Here is a 21,953-nt window from a genome sequence, read left to right as displayed (position 1 = left end):
CTATATCTTCTTTCGTGTTGTATCGACTGAACGAAATTCGCAGAGCAGGTCGCTTCAAATCTTCGGCAGCAACAAACTGTTCTAATACGTGTGAGGGCTTTGAACTTCCGCTTTGGCATGCGCTTCCACGAGAAACCGCAATACCTTTCATATCCAAATTAAATAATAGCATGGCTGCTTTCTCCTCACTCATGGGTAAGGTTACATTCAAAATATTATAAAAAGTCGAACTTCCATTCATTTTAATCCCTGGAAAAGCCAATTCAAATTGTTCCCAGCAATAATTTTTTAGCGATTCAATATACCCTTGATCATGGGCCAACTCAGCAATATCCAACGCTAATGCTTTTGACATTCCTGCAATTTGATGAACTGCTTCTGTGCCTGCTCGCAATCCTTTCTCTTGTTCACCGCCTACAATCAAAGGTTTTAAAACTACTGCCTTAGAAATATAAGCAAATCCAACACCTTTGGGGCCGTGAAACTTATGAGCGCTAGCCACAATAAAATCTACCGGTAATTCATGCAAATTAAAGTCCCATTTTCCAACCGATTGCACCGTGTCGCAATGAAATAAAGCATGGTGTGCATGACATAGTTCGCCTACTGCTTTAATATCCAACAATGCGCCCGTTTCGTTGTTTACGTGCATTAACGTCACCAGCGTAGGCTTTTCATCAGCCAAAATCGAGTGTAAGTCCGAAATATCAATCGTGCCATCGGTATTTGAAGGTAAATAAACAACTTCTACCGCATAGTCTTTTTCCAATTTAGAAACCGTATACAAAGTAGCGTGATGCTCCATTTTTGAAGTAACCAAACGACGAACTCCTAAGTCACGCACCACACTTGTTAAAATCAAATTAGTTGCTTCGGTTGCATTGGAAGTAAAAATGAGTTCGCGCGCCTCACATCCCATAATTTTTGCAATCGATTTACGTGCTGATTCCAAAATGGTTTTTGCGCTGCGACCAAAACTATGGGTTGAAGATGCATTACCATATTCGGATTGCATGATTTGCACCATGTGATCAATTACTTCTGGTCGCATTGGCGTTGTAGCCGCATTATCTAGATATACGTTTTTCATGTATTTTTTTGAAGAGATAAAAGTACGATTATTTTGAATTTTGTTGAAAATAGATTTCGGTAGCTCCCATACCGTATTTTTGATAATTGGCTTCTTGGAATGTGATCTTTGGATTTTTTCGCAATAAAAATTCGAGTTCCGTTTTCAAAACACCTTCACCCACACCATGAATCAAAACGATTTTTGGAATGCGATTTTTGAGTGCAAATTCAACATGCCGTTGAGCGGTTTCTAATTGAATGGTGAGGATGTCAAAATTGGACATGCCGCGAAAATTCTTCACTAATTTTTCAATATGTAAATCAAATTCGGGAGCACCTTTTTCGCGTTTATCCGACTTAAAAACAACTTTTTTCTGTTGACGAGTAGGTGTTGAGTCAATTTTCTTCTTATATAACTCATCACTTTTATTAAAGTAATTCAAATCATTGGTAATGTTTTCTTTAACTAATTCGTTGACAAAAAATGTCATCATAAAATCATCCGCTGTTTTGATCAAAATTTGATCATTTTGCACCTGCACAACTACCCCACTAATCACCTCATCCAAAACCGAAACACGGTCGCCTACTTCAAATTTATTCGTCTTCATGATTTTCTTTTTTTGACGGGATTTTAGCATTTAATTTAGCCATACAAAAAACAAAAAGCACTACTGCTACTCCTATTAAATAATAATTTGGATTGGGCAAACTTTGCTCATACAACGCTACTCCTGCCGAAACCAAAAGCAACGGCAATAACCATTTGTTCATCGGTACTTTATTTAAGATTTCAAAAGTAAAAAAACACCCGCACGCGAGGTGTTGATAACTGATATTTTGTAAAATTGCAAAAACAATTTAGCATGGAAAACTATATGCTCCCTTGTTTATTTAAACAAACTTTTGGCTTTGATTGTATGGGGTGCGGACTACAACGCGCAGCTCTACTCCTTAGCGAAGGCAAATTTGTTGCAGCATTCTTTATGTATCCCGCTATCTACCCCTTACTCATACTAGCCCTCACTTTACTGAAATATGCATTAAAACCCACTGAAAAAACAGGCCGAATAGTTATCTTTGTTGCGGCAGGAAATGCAGTTGTCATTGTATTGGCCTATTGCATTAAAATGAAAGCGCTTTTTTTATAAAACTACAATATCATGGAAAAACAAAAACTACCCAACACCACAGCAACCCTTATTTTAGGCATTCTTGCCTTTCTAACTTTTTGCTGTTATGGAATTTTCGCAATACTGTTTGGCGTAATCGGCTTAATCTTGAGCTGGAAAGACGGCAAGCGTTTGCGTGAAAATCCAGCTATTTATGACAATAACACTACCTATAAAGTCGGGAAAGTGCTTTGCATTATCGGTTTAGCTTTAGGCGTGCTGTCGCTCCTATTTTACATTTGGATCATTGTAAAAATCGGACCTGAGAACATGCAAGACGAGGAATTACTTCGCCGGAAACTGGAAACGCTATTTGGAGCAAGATAATCTACAAAAAAAGCCGGAAATAATCCGACTTTTATATTGATATAGAGAATTTTACTCAAACCCTCTTAAAGTTTTAATTATAATCGAAACGCAGTCGCGCAATTGCTCCTCTGTCATTACTAACGGCGGTGCAAAGCGAATAATATTTCCATGCGTTGGCTTTGCCAAAAGTCCGTTCTCTGCCAATTGTACACAAATATTCCAAGCCGTTTCACTCTCTTCGGTATCGTTGATTACTATCGCATTCAACAATCCTTTCCCACGCACCAGTGTAACAACATTGCTTTGAGCTACATAGTCTTGCAGTAATTCACGAAACAACTTCCCTAAGCGGCGTGCATTACCTGCCAACCCCTCCTCCTGCACTACTTCCAATGCTGCTATAGCGGTAGCTGCTGCAACTGGGTTACCTCCAAAAGTAGAACCATGCTGACCAGGCCGTATCACATTCATCACAGAATCATTAGCCAAAACGGCAGACACAGGATAAACCCCACCTGAAAGTGCTTTTCCTAAAATCAAAATATCGGGATTCACATACGTTGCTTGTTTTTCGCAAGCCTTCTCACATGAGCAATTACCGCATACAGCAAGTAATGAACCTGTTCGGGCAATCCCTGTCTGTACCTCATCTGCAATAAATAAAACATGATGTTGCTCACATAGCGCTTTTGCCTTTGCAATAAAATCTTCGGAAGGCACATATACGCCAGCCTCGCCTTGTATAGGCTCAACCAAGAAACCTGCTATGTTTTTAGACGATTTAAGCGCATTTTCTAGAGCTTCGATGTCATCATAAGGAATCTTAATAAATCCAGCGGTATAGGGGCCGAAATTCTTTCGGGCGTTTTCATCGTTAGAAAACGAAATGATGGTCGTGGTTCTTCCGTGAAAATTCCCGTCACACACAATAATTTGCGCTTCGTTTTCAGCAATTCCCTTTTTCTCATAGGCCCATTTTCGACAAATCTTCAATGCCGTTTCAACTGCTTCTGCTCCAGTATTCATAGGCAAAACCTTATCAAAACCAAAGTAACGGGTTATATATTGCTCATAAACCCCAAGCTTATCATTATAAAAAGCACGCGAAGTTAAGGTCAATGTTTGTGCTTGCTCTACCATTGCTCCAACAATTTTTGGATGACAATGCCCTTGATTTACAGCCGAATAAGCCGATAAAAAATCATAATACTTTTTCCCTTCTGTATCCCACACAAAAACCCCTTCGCCTCTACTCAAAACTACCGGTAACGGGTGATAATTGTGCGCACCGTATTTATCTTCTAATTCAATAGCTTCGTGAGCGCGTAATTTTTCGCTAATCATGTTTGAAAATTTAATAAAAGAAAATCCTTTATTCCTACTTATGGGAGAGAAATCATCCGTAATGTTTGGCAAAACTACACAATTCAGCGAATTAATTTAGCGACCTGCAAAAAAATCTATTGCGTAAAATCACGGTAATTTCAGATCATAATTTTTATTTATATTACAATATAATATTATGATTAACATTGTTTTAAAATAAATTATTTAAATTAAAATAATAAATAATCAAAGATTCGATTGACCTCGAATAATTTGCTCCATCAATTCAATTTGCTGTTTTTGAATCGCCATTAACTCTTCATGCTGATGCTTTAATAGTTGATCCATTTTTTGTTGCAATACCCGAATTTCTTGTTCGGCTTTTAGGTTTATAATAAAGTCCTTTTTAGCACGCTCTCGATCTTTTTCTTCCAATCGATTTTGACTCATCATGATAATTGGAGCTTGCAACGCTGCAATACAGGATAATATTAAATTCAAAAAAATAAACGGATAAGGGTCAAAACCCTTGTTTTGAAGCCAATACACATTCAACAGAATCCATATAACTAAAAAGAATAAAAATGAAAGTATAAAGACCCAACTACCTCCAAAACTAGCTACTTTATCAGCGATCCGCTGTCCGGATGTACGATGATCTTCTTGTTCTTCCAACTCCACAATGCTTTGAATATCTTTCAACGTTCGCATACCTATTTTTTTTAGTTTACTAAAGGTACGATAAAGTAGTAATGTTTTTTATGATTTACGCTTAAAATAAGGTCAAAAGTTTGGTAACGGTATTCCAATTGCGCGTGGTAGACAAAACATTCATACTTTTTTCAATCCATTTATTGTCCAACTTTGTATTTGCTGGTGATGAATGGTATTTCAAGTAGATACGACGGCCGTCCAGTTGAATTTTATCGGGTTCAATAAAATTAAAATTGAGCTGCATAATTCTATTTTCGGGTGCTTCTATTGAAATAAAAGACACGTACAATTTTTTTAAATCAACCCCTTCCTCTTTTAAAAATAAATTGCGCGTTACACAAGCTTCTAAATCCTCTTTCCCCACTACAAAAACAGGAACTTCAAAACCAAAGGATTGCACTATTGCTTTTTGAATAGTTTCCCCTACACTTCCCGGATCTGTTTCATGCGTATTTACAAAAATATTGCCCGACTGAATATAGGTGCGCACATTTTCAAATCCAACGCCCTCTAAACAACGTTTTAAATCATCCATTTTGATTAACTTATGTCCAGAAACATTTATTCCGCGCAATAAGGCTAGATGTGTCATGGTTGATTTCGATTATAATTTTAAACTTGAAATTTCTGTTCTAAAAATAAACATTTATTCGTTCATTCTCAAGCAATACGTTATTTTTGCGCAATGAGAAAACGTAAAAATGATCGCGTTATTTTTGAAAACGTGGAAGTCTTAGATGCCGGTGCAAAAGGAGTTTCTGTAGCCAAAGCACCCGATGGAAAAGTAATTTTTATCCCCAATGTGGTTCCCGGCGATAGAGTCGATGTACAAACTTTTCGCAAACGCAAAGCGTATTATGAAGGGAAAGCAATTCATTTTCATTCGTATTCTCAACATCGTGTCGAACCTGTTTGCCAACATTTTGGGGTGTGCGGAGGGTGCAAATGGCAAAACATGCACTATAGTCAGCAACTCGAATACAAACAAAATGAAGTATATAACCACCTTAAGCGTATAGGTAAAATTGAATTGCCGGACTTCGAACCGATACTCGGTTCCCATGAACAATTTTTCTATCGCAATAAAATGGAATTTGGGTTTTCAAATGCACGTTGGCTTACCGAGGCAGAAATTCAATCCGATACCCAATTTGGCAACCAAAATGCATTGGGTTTTCATATTCCTAAAATGTGGGATAAAATCTTAGACATTAATCACTGTTGGTTGCAAGCCGATCCCTCGAATGCGATTCGCAACGGAATTAGAGATTTTGCCAATGCTAATCAACTCACCTTTTTTGATGCGCGCCACCATAGCGGTCTTTTACGAACCTTATTGATTCGCACGGCTTCAACGGGTGAAATTATGGTTTTGGTTCAGTTTTTTGAAGATGACCAAACCGGACGCAATCTAGTGATGGATTATCTCGCTGCGACGTTTCCACAAATTACGTCTTTACAATATGTTATTAACCAAAAAGCAAACGATACTTTATACGATCAAGAAATCATTTTGTTTAAAGGCAGGGACTATATTTTAGAAGAAATGGAAGGCCTTTATTTTAGCATCAACGCCAAATCATTTTACCAAACCAATTCAGCACAAGCCTATGAGTTGTATTCAATTACGCGCGAATTTGCTGGTTTAACTGGCAATGAATTGGTCTATGATTTATATACAGGAACCGGCACAATCGCCCAATTTGTTTCCAAAAAAGCTAAAAAAGTAATCGGTGTGGAAGCCGTTCCAGAAGCAATTGCCGATGCCAAAGAAAATGCTAAACGCAACAACATTTCCAATTGCGACTTCTTTGTTGGGGATATGAAAAATGTATTTAACGATGCATTTATTGCACAGCATGGAATTCCCGACGTTATTATCACCGACCCTCCGCGCGACGGAATGCATAAAGATGTAGTTGAACAAATCGTACGTATTGCTCCCAAACGCATCGTTTATGTGAGTTGCAACTCGGCAACCCAAGCACGTGACTTGGCTTTAATGGACGAACATTATAAAGTAACCCGTGTGCGACCCGTGGATATGTTCCCACAAACGCATCATGTAGAAAATGTTGTACTTTTGGAACTGCGATAACCCATGAATATGCGAATCTCTAGTTATAGTTTAATAGCACTTATCGGCATTCTTTTTGGATGTGAAAAAGACGATATTTGCAGTGGAGAAACCGCCACTACTCCCCGATTGGTAATTGAATGCTTTGATGCGGCCAATCCAAACACGCCCAAAAATGTGAACAACCTTGTAGTGAAAGCAATTGGTCTTTCGGGCACTATCGTATTCAATGGTGTAAGTAAAATTTATGTTCCAATTGACACAAATAATGACACTACGCAACTGGAGTTGATTCAAAATGGCAATGATACCGATACAAGCAATGACAATATTGACTTGCTTACACTAAATTACACCCGAACAACGGTATATGTCTCGCGCGCATGTGGGTACAAAATGAATTTTTTACTTTCAACCAATGGCGCTCAGTTTACCGACACAACCCCAGCAGATTCCCCTTGGATCAGCAGCTATACTCTCGAAAAAAATGCAATTACCAACGAAAATGAAGTTCATATTAAACTCTATTTCTAGAGTCGCGTTGTGCCTCATTTTCACCGCAAATGTTCAGGCACAAGTGACTACCAAAGATAGCGTAACGGTTGCTCAAGACACCTTAAAGCCAAAAATGGTTCCATTTGGCTTACGTGTAGGAATTGATCTATTCAAGCTTAGTCGCTCCACTTTTGATTCCAATTATAAAGGCATCGAATTGGTCGGTGATTTTCCAGTTACCCGAAAACATTATGTTGCAGTAGAATTGGGTAACGAAAAGAAAACGGTACAAGAAGATCATTTGAATTTTACAACGAAAGGAAGCTATATTCGTGCGGGATTTGATTTCAATGGATATGAAAACTGGACTGGAATGAACAACCAAATTTATGTAGGATTACGCTATGGATTTAGTACGTTCAGCCAAACCTTAAATTCGTATTCTATCTATTATCCCAATAGTTATTTCCCTACGCCTGTACTTTCTAGCAACACTGAATTTAATGGACTTACTGCGCATTGGACCGAAGTGGTCGCTGGAGTTAAAGCAGCGCTTTTCCCTAATTGCTACGTTGGATTTAGTTTTCGGTTGAATTATTTACTTTCCCAATCCCAATTAAAAGCCGCATCTACACCTGAGGCGTTTGAAAGCTTATACATTCCAGGGTTTAATCGAACCTACGACGGAAAATTTGGCGTTGGATTCAACTATACCATTTCCTACACGATTCCTCTATTCAAAGTAAAAGTGATGGACGCGAAGCAATTGGAAGCCAAAAGAATAGCCAAACAAGAAGCCAAGATGAAAGAGGAAATGGAGCGTGAGCAGCGAAGAGCAACTAAAAAGAAAACGTAATTATTTGATTTCTTTTACGCCCTTTAAAAACAACCAACTCATCAATAATTTTTCACCTTGTGCCGTTTTCACTACTTGAAATTTCGGAGATAACAGCAATGTAATTACAAAGGCCGTTAACGAAATCCAAATTCCCTGGTACCAAAAATAAGTGCTAACACAATAACGGGCTCCCAAAAAAAGAGCAGTAAAACAGAGTAAATTGAAAAGTAATGCTTTTGTTTTTTTATTCATGATCGGGTAGATTTTGAAATTTAGCTTTCCGACTTCCCGCATACAACTCATAGTTTACGAATCGGGATTCCAAGCTGCCATTAAACAATTTTATTTTACGCGACGGTTTCAGTCCAACATACTTCAACCCTTCTAAATTAGCTGTAATAAACCATGCTGCTGTGCCTGGATAACTTTGTTTTAGTGTATCACCCAGCTCCCGATAAAAGCGTTCGATATTAATTTCTAAACGCTCACCATACGGAGGGTTAAAAACCATATGCAGTGGGCCCTGGGTTTGCTTTTCGGTTTCAAAAAAGTTGGCTTGGGTTAGGGTCACATAGTCATCCAAATTGGCATTCATTACATTTTCACGAGCTTTGGCAACAGCGCTCGGTGCTTTATCATATCCAATAATTGAATAGTGAAACTCACGTGTTTTTTTCATTAAACTATCGATTATGGTATCAAATAAGACATTATCCCAATCAGACCATTTCTCGAAGGCAAACTCTTTACGGTTGATATTTGCCGGAATATTACAGGCAATCATAGCCGCTTCGACCAATAGTGTACCCGAACCACACATGGGATCCATAAAATCAGACTCCCCTTTCCAACCCGATAACAACAGCATTCCTGCAGCCAGCACTTCGTTTATGGGCGCAATATTTGTTACGCGGCGATATCCCCGGTGATGCAAAGAAGCTCCCGAAGTATCTAAAGCAACTGAAACTTGTTCCCTGTCACTATGAATATTGATACGAAGATCGGGATGGTCTTTATCAATACTCGGACGCGCACCATTTTGTTCGCGAAATTGATCGACAATCGCATCTTTGGTTTTTAAAGCTACAAACTGTGAATGTTTAAAGTTTTCAGAATGCAAGGTGACATCGACCACAAAAGTTTGATTGGTATTTAAAAACTGACTCCATTGAATATCGCGAATACCTTTATATAAGGCTTGTTCATTAAAAGCGCGAAATTGATGAATGGGTTTTAGAATTTTCAAAGCCGTTCGTAACGACAAATTGGCTTTGTACATAAATCCTTTATCGCCATAAAAACTAACCGCACGGGTCCCCAATTGAACCTCTTGGGCTCCCAAATCGCGTAATTCTTTGGCCAGTAGTTCTTCAAACCCAAAAAGGGTTTTCGCAATCATTTTAAAATTTTCCATAAAGACAACAACCAAGTTTTGGACCGAACACTAATTCAAAATTGAACCTGTCCCAACCAAAAAAAAGTTCATTTGATTTAGATGGGCAAAAATACACTAAATTTGCACGTTGAAATTGATTTGAAGTGATTAAATGTCCGATTTGAATACACAGACGCAACCAACTGCTGACGACCAATGGTATACTTCATGGTTTGATACGCCCTATTACCACATTTTATACAAAGAACGAAATTACCGTGAAGCACAATTGTTCATGGATAATTTAACTCAGTATTTGAATCTACCCGAAAAGGCAAAAGTATTGGATTTGGCTTGTGGTCGGGGCCGCCACTCTATTTATTTGAGTCAGTTAGGCTATGAAGTGACGGGCGCTGATTTATCTGCAAATAGTATTGCCGAGGCCTCAAAAAATGAAAACAAACAGTTGCGTTTTCAAGTTCACGATATGCGCATTCCTTTTGAAGCAAAGTTTGATGCTGTATTCAATTTATTTACCAGTTTTGGCTATTTTGACAAAGATGAAGACAATTTTAAAACCTTAGCGGCTATTCACAATAGCTTAAGCACCTATGGATTTGGCGTGATTGATTTTATGAACGTGGAGCAAGTAATTGCCGATTTAGTTCCTGAAGAAGAAAAAACCGTTGATGGAATTACCTTTCATATTAAACGCTACACCGACGAAAAATACATTATCAAAGAGATTCGGTTTCATGACCAAGGAGAAGATTTTTGTTATTACGAAAAAGTAAGAGCCTTGCGTTTAGAAGACTTTCAGGAAATGATGGATCGCGCCGGCATTTATTTATTGGATATCTTTGGCGATTATAAACTGAAGAAATTTTATAAAAAAACCAGCGAACGATTGATTTTGATTTTTAAGTAGGATTGGTTAGTGAATGCCCGGGGTTAGTTTGGAGAGAATAGAATATAGAGAGTAGTGATTAGTGATTAGAATATAGAGAATAGAATATAGAGAATAGAATATAGAGAATAGAATATAGAGAATAGAGAATAGAATATAGAGAATAGAATACTAAAAATGAATTACCTTCTTCCCTTACTTTCAGTGTTACTTGGTTTTGGAGCAGCGCTTTGGTTGCAACCCAAAGAGAAGAAGCAATTGAAAATATTATTGGCTTTTAGTGGTTCATTTCTACTATCATTAACGATACTGAATTTATTACCTGAAGTTTATGAACATACGGGTGTAAAACACATTGGTATTTTTATTCTATTGGGAATTATTTTTCAAATTGTTTTGGAGTTTTTTTCTCAAGGTGCCGAACACGGTCATGTGCATGGTCATGGACACCTTTCAAAAATGCCGTGGTCGTTGTTTATAAGCTTGTGTCTGCACGCTTTATTGGAGGGATTCCCAATTGGTCATCATCATGATTTGGCGCTGGGGATTGCGGTACATCATTTTCCAATAGCAATAATCTTAACCCTCTTTTTTACAAAAGCGGGACTTTCCAAAAATACCTTAGCTGTTTTTATGATCGGATTTGCATTAATGACCCCGCTTGGAACTTTTTTGTCCGACACCATTCCTGCATTGAGTAGCTGTTATAACGAAATAACCGCCATAGTAATCGGTGTTTTATTGCACATTTCTTCTACAATTATTTTTGAAAGTAGCGAAGGACATAAATTTTCCATTGCCAAAATATCGGTAATTATCTTAGGGGTTGTATTGGCACTTTTTTTGTAAAAACTAAGTCTTATTTGATCAATTAATTCCTTTTTTTTAGACTTGAATTTCAAGGCATATTTTGTACATTTATACTTATTAAAATAAATCCACAATATGGGACTTTTTTCAGCCTTAATGGGCAACGCAGGTACGGCTAGTTTAGAAAGCTTACAACAAGAATACGGAAAATTAATGGTTGAGGGGGAAGCGATAGAAATTGGATTCAAGCTTATTCGCGATACATTCATTTTCTCAAACAAACGGATTATTCTTGTTGAAAAACAAGGGATTACAGGAAGTAAAGTGGCTTACACCTCCATTCCATACAAAAGCATCACTCGATTTAGCATTGAGAGTGCCGGTACTTTTGATCTGGATGCCGAATTGAAGGTTTGGGTATCTAGCGAAGCAAACCCTAGTATTGTTAAACAATTCAACAAATCGGTTAACGTCTATGATGTTCAAAAAATCATCACCTTCCATACCTGTAAATAACCATGCACTTTATTAAAACTACAGAGCAGTCTTCAAATTACGAACATTTGGAACAAATGAGTGTTCACGATTTGCTTACGTATATCAATACCGAAGATAAAACGGTCCCCTTAGCAGTTGAAAAAGCACTATCCCAAATTGAGGCCTTAGCGCTTAAAATTGTAGAAAAGCTGAAAATAGGTGGTCGTTTGTTTTATATTGGAGCTGGAACCTCAGGTCGTTTGGGAATTGTTGATGCATCGGAATGTCCACCAACCTTTGGTGTTCCCCACGAGCTAGTCAATGGTATCATCGCTGGTGGCGATCAAGCCATACGACGGGCAGTTGAAAACGCCGAAGACAGTACAACCCAATGCTGGCTGGATCTGGAAGCCGAAGGAATTGGCCCTGATGATGTAGTGGTTGGCATTGCCGCTTCAGGAACAACACCTTATGTAATCTCGGGATTGGAAGCGTGTAACGCCAAAGGAATACTAACCGGCTGCATTACTTGTAATGCGGGGAGTCCGCTCGCTCTTGTTGCACAATATCCTGTAGTCGTAGTCGTCGGTCCCGAATTTGTGACCGGTAGCAGTCGGATGAAAGCAGGTACCGCACAAAAATTAGTATTAAATATGCTTTCCACAACCGCCATGATTCAATTGGGTCGTGTTAAAGGAAATAAAATGGTCGATATGCAATTAAGTAATGCCAAATTAGTAGACCGCGGCACTCGTATGATTATGGATGCCACCGGCGTAGATTATGAAACCGCCAATCAATTGCTTTTAACGCATGGCAGTGTGCGCAAAGCGGTGGAAGGGTTTAAATTATAAATTTTGAATTATAAATTTTAAATGTTGGAAGAGTTTAAATTGTGAACTAGAAAATAGAAGATGGAAAATAGAAAATAGAAGATAGAAATTTTGAATGATAAATAGTAGCGTAAAAATAAACAAGACTCCTAACGACTAATCACTAACGACTAATGACTTTCGACTAATGACTTACAACTAATCACTAATCACTAATCACTAGTCACTAGTCACTAATCACTAGTCACTAGTCACCAACAACTAATCTCTCCCACAGTTCCGGGACCACTTACTTTTCAAAATGAGTACAGACAAAGAAACTTTAGCTAAAGGCATTAAATATCTCTTCGGGTCGTTACCCTTGATGTTTATTGGACCCATTGTGATGTATAATGCTTTTATGAATAAACACACCCATTGGCATTATTTAGTATTGGTAATCGGTTGCCTATTTTGTATTACTGCCGTATTTTTAGCTTTTAAAGGGTTACAAACCATTATGAAAGCGCTATTTGATGGCAATCCTAAATAATATTTTAATTTGATTTAACAATCGAAATATCTAGCCCTGATTGAAGCGGCATCCCCGTAACAAGGTGAAGGGATACAGCGGAAAGCAGGATAAGCTTCAAAAAACTATGAAAAAAACAATTTTAGCAGCATTACTTCTTTTTTTGACCTACTCGTGCCAAAAAATGCCCGAATGCAATTGCACTGATTTTACGACCGGTTCGTTTGAATTTGTTCAAATCATTAATGGTAAAGCCGACACAACCCGTTTCGTTCGCACCAAAAACGAACAGATTGAAACCTACCACGGTCGAACCGACACCGCTAATGTACGTTGGGTCAACGATTGCGAACTTATTATTCAAAAAAAAAATCCACGAAACCGCAACGAGAAAAAAGCCATAAGCATGCGTATCGTAGAAACTATGGGTAATCAGTATATTATGGAATATTCCTTTGTAGGAGATATAAATAAACAAACGGGAACTGTAACAAAATTGGACTAACTTCCGTCTAACCTATTATAATAAACATAACATTAATCATGGAAGTTTTATTTACGACCGACGCGATAATCGCGCTATTAACCTTAACTTTTTTGGAAATAATTCTTGGGATTGACAATATTGTTTTTCTCTCGATCGTTTCTGGAAAACTCAAGCCTGCAGATCAACCGAAAGCGCGTCGAATTGGCCTCCTTTTAGCCATGTTGTTTCGTATCCTTTTATTGTTTGGCATCACATGGGTAATGAGTCTAAAAGAAAGTATTTACGACTTTGACTGGGGCTTTTTGTCGGGACATATTACGGGACAGAGTATCATTATTATTGTAGGTGGGTTATTCCTATTATATAAATCGGTAAGCGAAATTCACCATAAATTGGAAGGTGCCGAGGATGGTGAAAATGGAAAAGCTTCCAATTCGCTGTCAAATGCCATTATTCAAATCGCATTACTTAATATCGTATTTTCATTTGATAGTATTTTAACGGCAGTAGGTTTAATTAGTAGCGAACCGGCTCCAAAAGGATTTGGTGAAGCAGCACTTATTATTATGATTTTATCGGTAGTCATTTCGATTGTAATTATGATGATTTTTGCTAATCCGGTTTCTGTTTTTGTAAACAAACATCCTACTATTCAAATATTAGGACTATCTTTCTTAATCTTGATTGGCGTAATGCTCTTGGCGGAAGGATCTCATTTAGCTTCCTTCCGATTTTTTGGCAACAACGAAGTCCATAGTATTCCTAAAGGGTATTTGTACTTTTCGATTTTCTTTTCTTTGTTTGTTGAATTCTTAAACATGAAAATGAAAAAATCAAGTAAGCCTGTTCAATTACACAACAATACAATTCAGGGCGACACAGACGCTTCGTCTAAATAAATCGTGGACTTTTAACTTTGTTTTGAACGCTTAATAGTTTCAACTTTAAACGCATTGAAAAAAAACCTGCTTTAAATAAGCAGGTTTTTATTTATTCTAAAGCCAAGGTGATTTGTCCGTCATCATCCAATGCAGTTGGAATATCTGAATTAAAGTCCGATTCAACTTGCGCAGTAGGTATAGGCTCCGCTACCTCTTCTGGTTCTTCAAAATGCAAGGGATCAAGTAAATTTACTTGTTTTAATTTTTCAGCGGTTAGTTGATTTCCGAGAGCTTTAATGCCTTTTACTGCAATAAACTGCTCTAAATCGACCACTTGATTTTCCTTTTGTACACCCTTCACCTTAGCAAAAATTACTTCTGCCACGGGACGCCAATCGGTGGATACAATTTCCAATTGGGATTTTTCATGTTCAGAAATAAAAATTTCTTCTTTGTTTTCGTTTTCAACTAAGAAACGTTTCACAAAATAACGTTCTTTTTCGCCGTCAAAATAAATACATGAAATCGGCTTGTTTGGATTCCATTTTTCCAATACAATCATATCTTCGTCAAAGTGGGTAGATAACTCAGGGATTATCGTTTTTAATTTTCCACTTTGATTGATAAGTAGCAAACGATCGTTTGGTTTAAATTCGCCCAATAGTTCGCCCCTACCATCAACATTCAAACGCTGAACCGTATCGTCAAACCAAACTTTGCGTGGACGGAGTGTTGAAATTCCTTTTTCTTTGAGTTCAATTTTCTTAATTGGGTATTTACTCACGGTATTGCCTCGCGATGCCCTACCTTTAATCATAATTTCGGCAAAGTCGACATCCCACTTCAATTTTTTCACACTCCCCACTTGGCGTAACAATATAGTCACTGTTTCTGCTTCACCATTGGGATTTGCAGAAAAATAAAGCACCATACTACCCGGCTTTTCTTGGGTCAGATCATAAAACTTATCGCGGGTTACTCCACTCACATTAAAGCGTTTGATAAACGAAGCTCCGTTTTTCCCATCGCGATAAATCATATTGTAGATGGTGCGCTTGTCGTTTTTATCAAAAACTGCAACATGGATAATGTCTTTACCGATAAACTTTTTATCATCGACTTTGGCAATCATCATTTTTCCATCGCGCAAGAAAACAATCACATCATCAATATCCGAGCAATCGGCTACATACTCATCGCGTTTCAAACTAGTTCCAATGAATCCTTCTTCACGATTTACATACAATTTGGTATTGCGCAAAACAACCTTAGTTGCTTCAATGGTATCAAAGTTTCGTATTTCCGTTTGTCGCTCTCGCCCTTTTCCATACTTGTCTTTAATCGTTTGAAAAAATGCAATTGCATAGTCCGTAAGATGGTCCAAATCATGTTTGACTTGCTCCATTTCGGCTTCCAGTTTTGCAATGGCTTCATCGGCTTTATCCGAATCAAAACGAGTAATTCGAATCATCGGAATTTGCGTCAGCTTTTGCAAATCATCATCATGAATTTCCCTAAGAAAGTCTTTTTTAAACGGCTCAAAACGGGTATATAAATAGCGGTACAATGATTCACGATCCGAATACAACTTAAAGTCGATGTACATTTCCTCGCGAATAAAAATCTTCTCTAAAGTTGATAAATGCAATTTGTTTTCGAGTTCGTCCAATTGGATTTCCAACTCTCGCTTCAGTAAGTTCTTCGTTCGTTCGGTTGAAATGCGCAACATTTCTGAAACCCCCATAAAAATCGGATTGTTATCTACAATCACACATCCAAGCGGCGCAATAGATGTTTCACAAGCCGTGAACGCATACAAGGCATCAATGGTTTTATCGGGTGAAACTCCGGGAGGAAGATGAATTAAAATTTCAACCTCAGCCGCAGTATTGTCTTCTATTTTTTTGACTTTAATTTTTCCTTTCTCATTGGCTTTCAAAATACTATCGATCAGCGATGACGTATTGGTTGAAAACGGAATCTGAGTGATGACCAACGTCTGTTTGTCCAATTGAGCAATTTTGGCACGCACACGCACACGGCCACCGCGCATACCGTCATTATAATTGGACATATCGGCAATTCCTGCTGTAGGAAAATCAGGAAAAATTGTAAACGACTTTCCTTTCAATACTTTAATTGACGCATCGATGAGTTCGTTAAAATTGTGGGGAAGAATCTTTGTAGATAATCCCACCGCGATTCCTTCGGCACCTTGAGCAAGCAGTAACGGAAACTTTACCGGCAAGTGAATCGGTTCGTTTTTACGTCCGTCATAACTCAATTGCCAGTTGGTCACTTTGGGAGAGTACAGAATATCTTGGCCCAGTTTAGAAATACGCGCCTCTATATAGCGGGATGCAGCAGCACCATCGCCTGTGAGGATATTTCCCCAGTTTCCTTGCATATCGATAAGCAAGTCTTTTTGACCAATTTGCACAATAGCATCACCAATACTAGCATCGCCATGGGGATGATACTGCATGGTATGCCCTACGATGTTGGCTACTTTGTTATAGCGCCCATCATCCAACTCTTTCATTGAGTGCATAATTCTACGCTGCACGGGTTTAAATCCGTCCTCAATTGCAGGAACCGCTCGTTCAAGGATTACATACGAAGCATAATCTAAGAACCAATCCTTATACATACCCGTTACTTTGGTTATGGTATCTTCAGGATTTTCATTGTTTTCGTAAAAATGACTGCCCGATGCCGGACGAATTACATCATCAAAACCTTCTTCAGCAGGCTCCTGTGACGTATTCTCATTAAAATCATCTTGAGATCCCTCATCTTCGGGTACTATATCCTCTTCTTCGTCTTTCATATCAAAGTTTAAATTTTAAGGCTATACTTGTTTGATAATATAAAAACCCTAAACATTTTAATTCATTACCTCTCTAATTACTAACCACAAGTTACTAGTCACCGATCACTAATCACTAGTCACTAATCACTAATCACTAGTCACTAATCACTAATCACTAGTCACTAATCACTAATCACTATTAACCACATCCAATTCCACTTTCAAGTTATTGATAATAAAATCCTGGCGATTAGGTGTATTCTTACCCATATAGAATTCTAACAACGTTTCTATTGAGGTTGCTTTGTCCAGCATCACCGGATCAAGTCGAATATTATCCCCAATAAAATGCTTGAATTCATCAGGAGAGATCTCTCCCAACCCTTTAAATCGGGTGATTTCAGGTTTTGGCTTGAGCTTTTCTATGGCTGCAACGCGTTCTTCATCGCTGTAACAATAAATCGTTTCTTTTTTATTGCGCACCCGGAATAAAGGCGTTTGCAAAATAAATAAGTGGCCTTCTTTAATCAACTCGGGGAAAAATTGCAAAAAGAACGTAATCAACAGTAAGCGGATGTGCATTCCATCAACATCGGCATCGGTAGAAATCACGATGTTGTTGTACCGCAAACTATCATAATCTTCTTCAATATCTAAGGCCGCTTGCAACAAATTAAATTCTTCGTTTTCGTAAACAATTTTTTTAGACATGCCATACGAATTCAAAGGTTTTCCACGTAAACTAAAGACTGCTTGCGTATTTACGTCGCGACTTTTGGTAATCGACCCCGAAGCGGAATCCCCTTCGGTAATAAAGAGCGTACTATCTAAACAACGTTCGTTTTTCGAATCGGTCAAATGAATTCGACAATCGCGTAATTTTTTGTTGTGTAAACTCGCTTTTTTAGCGCGGTCACGTGCCAATTTACGAATACCCGATAACTCTTTCCGTTCGCGTTCGGCCTGTAAAATTTTCTTTAACAATGCTTCGGCCGTTTCTGGATTTTTATGCAAATAATTGTCCAGTTTGGTCGATACAAAGTCATTGATAAAGGTACGAATTGAGGGTCCATTCGGACCTATGTCAGTTGAACCTAACTTTGTTTTAGTTTGGGATTCAAATACCGGTTCTTCAACCTTTACAGAAACCGCGGCAACGATCGACTTGCGGATATCTGAAGCTTCAAAGTTTTTATTATAAAAATCGCGTATCGTTTTAACAACCGACTCCCGAAATGCATTCAAGTGGGTTCCTCCTTGGGTAGTATTTTGCCCATTTACAAAGGAATGGTACTCTTCAGAATATTGGGTTTTACTATGGGTTAAAGCAAACTCAATATCATCGCCCACTAAGTGAATAATCGGATAAACCGAATCTTCTTCGGTGATGGTTTCTTGCAATAAATCCTTTAACCCAAAATCAGAATAATATTTATCCCCATTAAAATAAATTGTTAAACCGGTATTGAGGTAACAGTAATTTTTCAACATACGCACCACATATTCATTGCGGTACTTGTAATTCTTGAAAATGGTTTCGTCAGCAACAAAAGATACTTTAGTTCCACGGCGTTTGGTCGATTCTTGAATAGGCTCATCAACTGTTAGATTACCTGCTGAAAATTCGGCTGCTTTTTGTTGGTTATCTCTTACCGATTCAACCCTAAAAAAGTTAGACAACGCATTTACCGCTTTGGTACCTACCCCATTTAAACCAACCGATTTTTTAAAGGCTTTGGAGTCATATTTTCCTCCGGTATTCATTTTAGAAACTACATCAACGACTTTTCCCAGTGGAATTCCACGTCCAAAATCGCGAACGGTTACCAATTTATCTTTAATGGTAACTTCAATGGTTTTACCGGTACCCATGACAAATTCGTCAATACAGTTATCGATTACCTCTTTGAGCAGTATGTAAATCCCATCATCGGGTGAAGAACCGTCACCCAACTTTCCGATATACATCCCCGGACGCATCCGAATGTGTTCTTTCCAGTCGAGCGAACGTATGTTATCCTCATTATATTGCACCTGATCAGCCATAATCCAAAACGTATCGATTTTTAGCTAATATAAGGTTTATGAGGTGTTTCTAAAAGAAGTAAAAAGGAAAGTTATCAAAAATGTTTTTGACAGTTTTTTGGAGAGTTTTATATGTTAAAAATCAATTTTAACGGTTGTTTTTTGCAAATTTTTTCAACTTTAAATTCAGTTCTTTCGGATTGAAGGGTTTGATAACATATTCATTAATTCCTACCTCCATAGCGCGTTCTAAATACCCAAAAGAAGCCGAAGCAGTAAATGCAATAATTGGAACCTCAGCATCGGTTTTACGAATAATCCGTGTCGCTTCATAGCCATCCATTACAGGCATCGACAAATCCATTAACACAATATCATATTTTCCTTTTTCATACATTTCTACCCCCATTAAACCATTTTCTGCAACAGTAACATGCACACCCCAATGGCTCATGATTTTATCGGCAATTTTAATATTGATTTTATTATCTTCTACCAGCAATATATTGAGTCCATTTAACATGACTTCACTTTGCAAATCATCAGAATAGGATGACGGTTTAGAATGTGCATCAATCGGCAAACTGAGGGTGAAATAAAAATTTGTACCAACGCCCAATGTGCTTTCAAAAGCAATATCTGAATCAAACAAATGCAACAACCGTTTCGTAATAACGAGTCCGAGTCCAGTTCCACCAAATTGACGCGAAGTTCGGGTTTCAGCCTGCGTAAATTTTTCAAAAATTGAGGTAAACTGCGCTTTATCAATTCCGATTCCGGTATCGATAACCTCTACTTTAAAGGTAGAAATACCTGCAGTGACATCCAATTGTGACAATCGAATTGTAATGGTTCCGTTTTGAGTAAACTTAATCGCATTAGAAACCAAATTCGTGATAATTTGATTGAGACGAAGGGGGTCACTAACCAAATTTGTGACAAAATCATCCTCGATTTCTAAGCTGATTGAATTTAAATTTTCATTAGCACGAGCATGCAGCGCACGCATTATTTGTTGGACTAAATTTTTAAAATCAAATGCAGTTTTTTCGAGTTCGATTTTACCTGCTTCAATTTTGTTAAAATCCAAAATATCATTAATCAATAAGAAAAGATTTTGCGCTGAAAGCTTCAAAACCTGAATGTTTTCTCGATAACTTTCAAGAACATCTTCTTTTTCCATGATATAAACGAGGCCGATAATCGCATTTAACGGAGTACGGATTTCATGACTCATAATCGATAGAAATTCCGACTTCGCTTCATTGGCATTTACAGCGTCAATTCGCGCCTGATTGAGTTGCACTTGGTATTCGTGTTTGACTTCAATCTCGCGGTTGAGTATATGAATTAAATTAAGCAAATTGGCCTCCCCTTCTAGTGGTTTACTTTCGCCATTTAATTGCTGAATCAACTCAATCAAATGGGCTTCAAATACTTGTTTTTTGGCCAACTCATCTTTCAAACGGGCATTAACCTCCGAATATTCTTGCTCGTTTAATAAGGTAGATTGCTCAAAAAGTTCAGCATCCTTTTCATAGTTCATGTACGTTTGATTGATAGCCGTGATAAAGGCTTCCAATTGGGTATTTTTGGCAAGTTCATTTACAGATAAGTATTTATCAATCTGTCGGCTTAAATGGCGGTGGAGCACTATTTTATTCATATTTTTTTACGCTTCGTACATCGTTGCAATGGTCATGGTTTGATTGTATAATTCACAACCTAATTGCTGTTTATTTGGGGATATTTCACCATAGGAATAAAAACCAAACAATACCGTTTCTTTCCCAAATGTATTTTTAATAAATTCTAATTCTTCGGTAACGCGTTCTGCTAAAACAATACGCCTTCCAACACAACTCACTAAAAAAGCGATTTGCGGTTGGTTGGGTAACAATTGGCGAATCGTGGTTGCGGCATCGGCAGCAGCATCAATCAACCGATCCATATTACCCCGCATCAAACGCACATGAGATCCAATAGGAATATTTCCAGCAAACGTCATTGACTTTTGAGTCTCATCAATTGATAGAATTGTACGAACAACCGGAGCTGAATTAGGTGTTTCTTTCATCGATAATGGAAAATACAACGCAGAACCCGGAAGTTCATTGGCATATTTACCCAAATATTCTTTATATAAGTCTAAGGCATAACGTTCACCGATCTTGAACAATACATTGTTTTCTGAAGCGGTTACTTCGCGTTCGGGACCAAAATCAGCCCATCCTCCCTCTGATGCAAAACCAAATTCAATGGCATCGCCATAAAAACCAATAGCTACAATTTTTCCTGGAGTTGCATCGGCATTGCAACCCACTACGGTTTTTTCAAAACGATATTCATCTCCTGCTAGACCTCCAAAAAAGGGAATTTTCCATTGGGTTTGCTGACCTAACTCATGGATAAGTTCAGAACCGTTAACATGAGTACCTTCAGAGAGAATCATGATGGCTTTTAAATCGGGAGCAGCCAATTCGGCTTGGACTTTTTTACCTAACTCATAGATTGCGTCACCATCTAAGACATCATAAACAACCGACTTTAATTTGGTTTTTTCAAATTGGATTGCGGTGACCACTATTTCTTCTTCAATGGCCACTTGATTTGAAATTTGTCCTGAAGAAGAGCATAATACAATTAAAGCATTGGGATACAATTTTTTTATTTGATTATACGGACGTAATTCATCCAATAGCGTTCGTTGACCAAAGGCAAGTACCAATTGGGCTTTATCTGATGAAAAAAGGGAATTCTCCTGCACATTTTTTACAGCAAGCCCTTTATCGAGCAGTAGTTGTTGTGTTTTCATCATGAGAAGGTCATTAGT

At 37.9% G+C, this 21,953-nt stretch carries 24 protein-coding genes; 12 read left to right on the top strand and 12 right to left on the bottom strand.

The window, feature by feature from the left end:
• The 3 genes from Q0039_RS00825 to Q0039_RS00815 all read right to left on the bottom strand — a co-directional run.
• Positions 1-1,090, bottom strand: a 1,090-nt coding sequence (locus Q0039_RS00825) for a cysteine desulfurase family protein (RefSeq protein ID WP_297507577.1), incomplete at its 3' end; no start/stop codon positions are given.
• A 28-nt stretch (positions 1,091-1,118) separates the two neighbouring features.
• The gene (locus Q0039_RS00820) at positions 1,119-1,682 is read right to left on the bottom strand and encodes a Smr/MutS family protein (RefSeq protein ID WP_297507572.1); all 564 of its coding nucleotides are present in this window, start codon (positions 1,680-1,682) and stop codon (positions 1,119-1,121) included.
• Complete coding sequence (locus Q0039_RS00815; RefSeq protein ID WP_297507569.1) at positions 1,669-1,845, bottom strand: hypothetical protein; 177 nt, start codon at positions 1,843-1,845, stop codon at positions 1,669-1,671. The genes Q0039_RS00820 and Q0039_RS00815 overlap by 14 nt, the downstream gene beginning before the upstream one ends.
• Before the next feature lie 92 nt (positions 1,846-1,937).
• On the opposite strand from Q0039_RS00815, the gene Q0039_RS00810 reads away from it, so the two are divergent.
• The gene (locus tag Q0039_RS00810; RefSeq protein ID WP_297507566.1) at positions 1,938-2,222 is read left to right on the top strand and encodes a DUF2752 domain-containing protein; all 285 of its coding nucleotides are present in this window, start codon (positions 1,938-1,940) and stop codon (positions 2,220-2,222) included.
• A gap of 12 nt (positions 2,223-2,234) precedes the next feature.
• Positions 2,235-2,570, top strand: a complete 336-nt coding sequence (locus Q0039_RS00805; RefSeq protein ID WP_297507563.1) for a CCC motif membrane protein — start codon at positions 2,235-2,237, stop codon at positions 2,568-2,570.
• Positions 2,571-2,621: 51 nt separating this feature from the next.
• Here the strand turns inward: Q0039_RS00805 and rocD are convergent, their stop codons facing one another.
• From rocD to Q0039_RS00790, 3 genes are all read right to left on the bottom strand, one after another.
• Entirely contained in the window at positions 2,622-3,896 is a 1,275-nt protein-coding gene (gene rocD / locus Q0039_RS00800; RefSeq protein WP_297507559.1) for an ornithine--oxo-acid transaminase, read from the bottom strand.
• Positions 3,897-4,124: 228 nt separating this feature from the next.
• The gene (locus tag Q0039_RS00795; RefSeq protein ID WP_366520856.1) at positions 4,125-4,589 is read right to left on the bottom strand and encodes a DUF1003 domain-containing protein; all 465 of its coding nucleotides are present in this window, start codon (positions 4,587-4,589) and stop codon (positions 4,125-4,127) included.
• Between the two features lie 61 nt (positions 4,590-4,650).
• The gene (locus tag Q0039_RS00790; RefSeq protein WP_297507556.1) at positions 4,651-5,184 is read right to left on the bottom strand and encodes a DUF1697 domain-containing protein; all 534 of its coding nucleotides are present in this window, start codon (positions 5,182-5,184) and stop codon (positions 4,651-4,653) included.
• A gap of 93 nt (positions 5,185-5,277) precedes the next feature.
• Between Q0039_RS00790 and rlmD the strand changes: the two genes are divergently transcribed.
• From rlmD to Q0039_RS00775, 3 genes are read left to right on the top strand one after another with little or no spacing between them, the layout of a single operon-like run.
• A complete protein-coding gene (gene rlmD / locus Q0039_RS00785; RefSeq protein WP_297507553.1) occupies positions 5,278-6,690 on the top strand; it encodes a 23S rRNA (uracil(1939)-C(5))-methyltransferase RlmD in 1,413 nt (470 codons plus the stop codon).
• Positions 6,691-6,699: 9 nt separating this feature from the next.
• Complete coding sequence (locus Q0039_RS00780) at positions 6,700-7,203, top strand: DUF6452 family protein (RefSeq protein WP_297507550.1); 504 nt, start codon at positions 6,700-6,702, stop codon at positions 7,201-7,203.
• Positions 7,175-8,020 carry a DUF6048 family protein gene (locus Q0039_RS00775; RefSeq protein WP_297507547.1) on the top strand — a complete coding sequence of 282 codons (846 nt, stop codon included), beginning with the start codon at positions 7,175-7,177 and terminating at the stop codon, positions 8,018-8,020. Before Q0039_RS00780 ends, Q0039_RS00775 begins: the two co-directional genes overlap by 29 nt.
• Here the strand turns inward: Q0039_RS00775 and Q0039_RS00770 are convergent, their stop codons facing one another.
• Together Q0039_RS00770 and Q0039_RS00765 are read right to left on the bottom strand one after the other, a co-directional pair.
• A complete protein-coding gene (locus Q0039_RS00770) occupies positions 8,021-8,254 on the bottom strand; it encodes a hypothetical protein (RefSeq protein WP_297507544.1) in 234 nt (77 codons plus the stop codon).
• Positions 8,247-9,416, bottom strand: a complete 1,170-nt coding sequence (locus tag Q0039_RS00765; RefSeq protein ID WP_297507542.1) for a THUMP domain-containing protein — start codon at positions 9,414-9,416, stop codon at positions 8,247-8,249. The genes Q0039_RS00770 and Q0039_RS00765 overlap by 8 nt, the downstream gene beginning before the upstream one ends.
• Before the next feature lie 133 nt (positions 9,417-9,549).
• Between Q0039_RS00765 and Q0039_RS00760 the strand changes: the two genes are divergently transcribed.
• The 7 genes from Q0039_RS00760 (at position 9,550) to Q0039_RS00730 (ending at position 14,301) form a co-directional block, all read left to right on the top strand.
• On the top strand, positions 9,550-10,305 hold the full coding sequence (locus Q0039_RS00760) for a class I SAM-dependent methyltransferase (RefSeq protein WP_297507539.1): 756 nt from the start codon (positions 9,550-9,552) through the stop codon (positions 10,303-10,305).
• A gap of 156 nt (positions 10,306-10,461) precedes the next feature.
• Positions 10,462-11,133, top strand: coding sequence for a ZIP family metal transporter (locus Q0039_RS00755; RefSeq protein ID WP_297507536.1), 672 nt, complete (start codon positions 10,462-10,464; stop codon positions 11,131-11,133).
• Positions 11,134-11,229: 96 nt separating this feature from the next.
• Positions 11,230-11,610 (top strand): PH domain-containing protein, encoded by a 381-nt coding sequence (locus Q0039_RS00750; protein ID WP_297507533.1) that lies wholly within the window; start codon positions 11,230-11,232, stop codon positions 11,608-11,610.
• A 2-nt stretch (positions 11,611-11,612) separates the two neighbouring features.
• Positions 11,613-12,425, top strand: a complete 813-nt coding sequence (murQ, locus tag Q0039_RS00745; protein ID WP_297507530.1) for an N-acetylmuramic acid 6-phosphate etherase — start codon at positions 11,613-11,615, stop codon at positions 12,423-12,425.
• A 280-nt stretch (positions 12,426-12,705) separates the two neighbouring features.
• Positions 12,706-12,936, top strand: coding sequence for a DUF6095 family protein (locus tag Q0039_RS00740; protein WP_297507528.1), 231 nt, complete (start codon positions 12,706-12,708; stop codon positions 12,934-12,936).
• 106 nt (positions 12,937-13,042) lie between these two features.
• Entirely contained in the window at positions 13,043-13,420 is a 378-nt protein-coding gene (locus tag Q0039_RS00735) for a DNA topoisomerase IV (RefSeq protein ID WP_297507524.1), read from the top strand.
• Between the two features lie 38 nt (positions 13,421-13,458).
• Positions 13,459-14,301, top strand: a complete 843-nt coding sequence (locus tag Q0039_RS00730; RefSeq protein ID WP_297507522.1) for a TerC family protein — start codon at positions 13,459-13,461, stop codon at positions 14,299-14,301.
• Between the two features lie 91 nt (positions 14,302-14,392).
• Here Q0039_RS00730 and Q0039_RS00725 read toward each other — a convergent pair whose 3' ends face one another.
• From Q0039_RS00725 to Q0039_RS00710, 4 genes are all read right to left on the bottom strand, one after another.
• Positions 14,393-17,113, bottom strand: coding sequence for a DNA gyrase/topoisomerase IV subunit A (locus Q0039_RS00725; protein WP_297507518.1), 2,721 nt, complete (start codon positions 17,111-17,113; stop codon positions 14,393-14,395).
• 171 nt (positions 17,114-17,284) lie between these two features.
• On the bottom strand, positions 17,285-19,141 hold the full coding sequence (locus Q0039_RS00720) for a DNA topoisomerase IV subunit B (RefSeq protein ID WP_297507515.1): 1,857 nt from the start codon (positions 19,139-19,141) through the stop codon (positions 17,285-17,287).
• A 127-nt stretch (positions 19,142-19,268) separates the two neighbouring features.
• Positions 19,269-20,786 (bottom strand): response regulator, encoded by a 1,518-nt coding sequence (locus Q0039_RS00715; protein WP_297507513.1) that lies wholly within the window; start codon positions 20,784-20,786, stop codon positions 19,269-19,271.
• 6 nt (positions 20,787-20,792) lie between these two features.
• Positions 20,793-21,938, bottom strand: coding sequence for an FIST N-terminal domain-containing protein (locus Q0039_RS00710; protein ID WP_297507510.1), 1,146 nt, complete (start codon positions 21,936-21,938; stop codon positions 20,793-20,795).
• Positions 21,939-21,953 lie beyond the last annotated feature (15 nt).

This window comes from Flavobacterium sp., assembly GCF_027484945.1.
Lineage (GTDB): Bacteria > Bacteroidota > Bacteroidia > Flavobacteriales > Flavobacteriaceae > Flavobacterium.
Note: the sequence above shows the minus strand (reverse complement) of the source record. Positions and strands in the feature narration are given on the sequence as shown.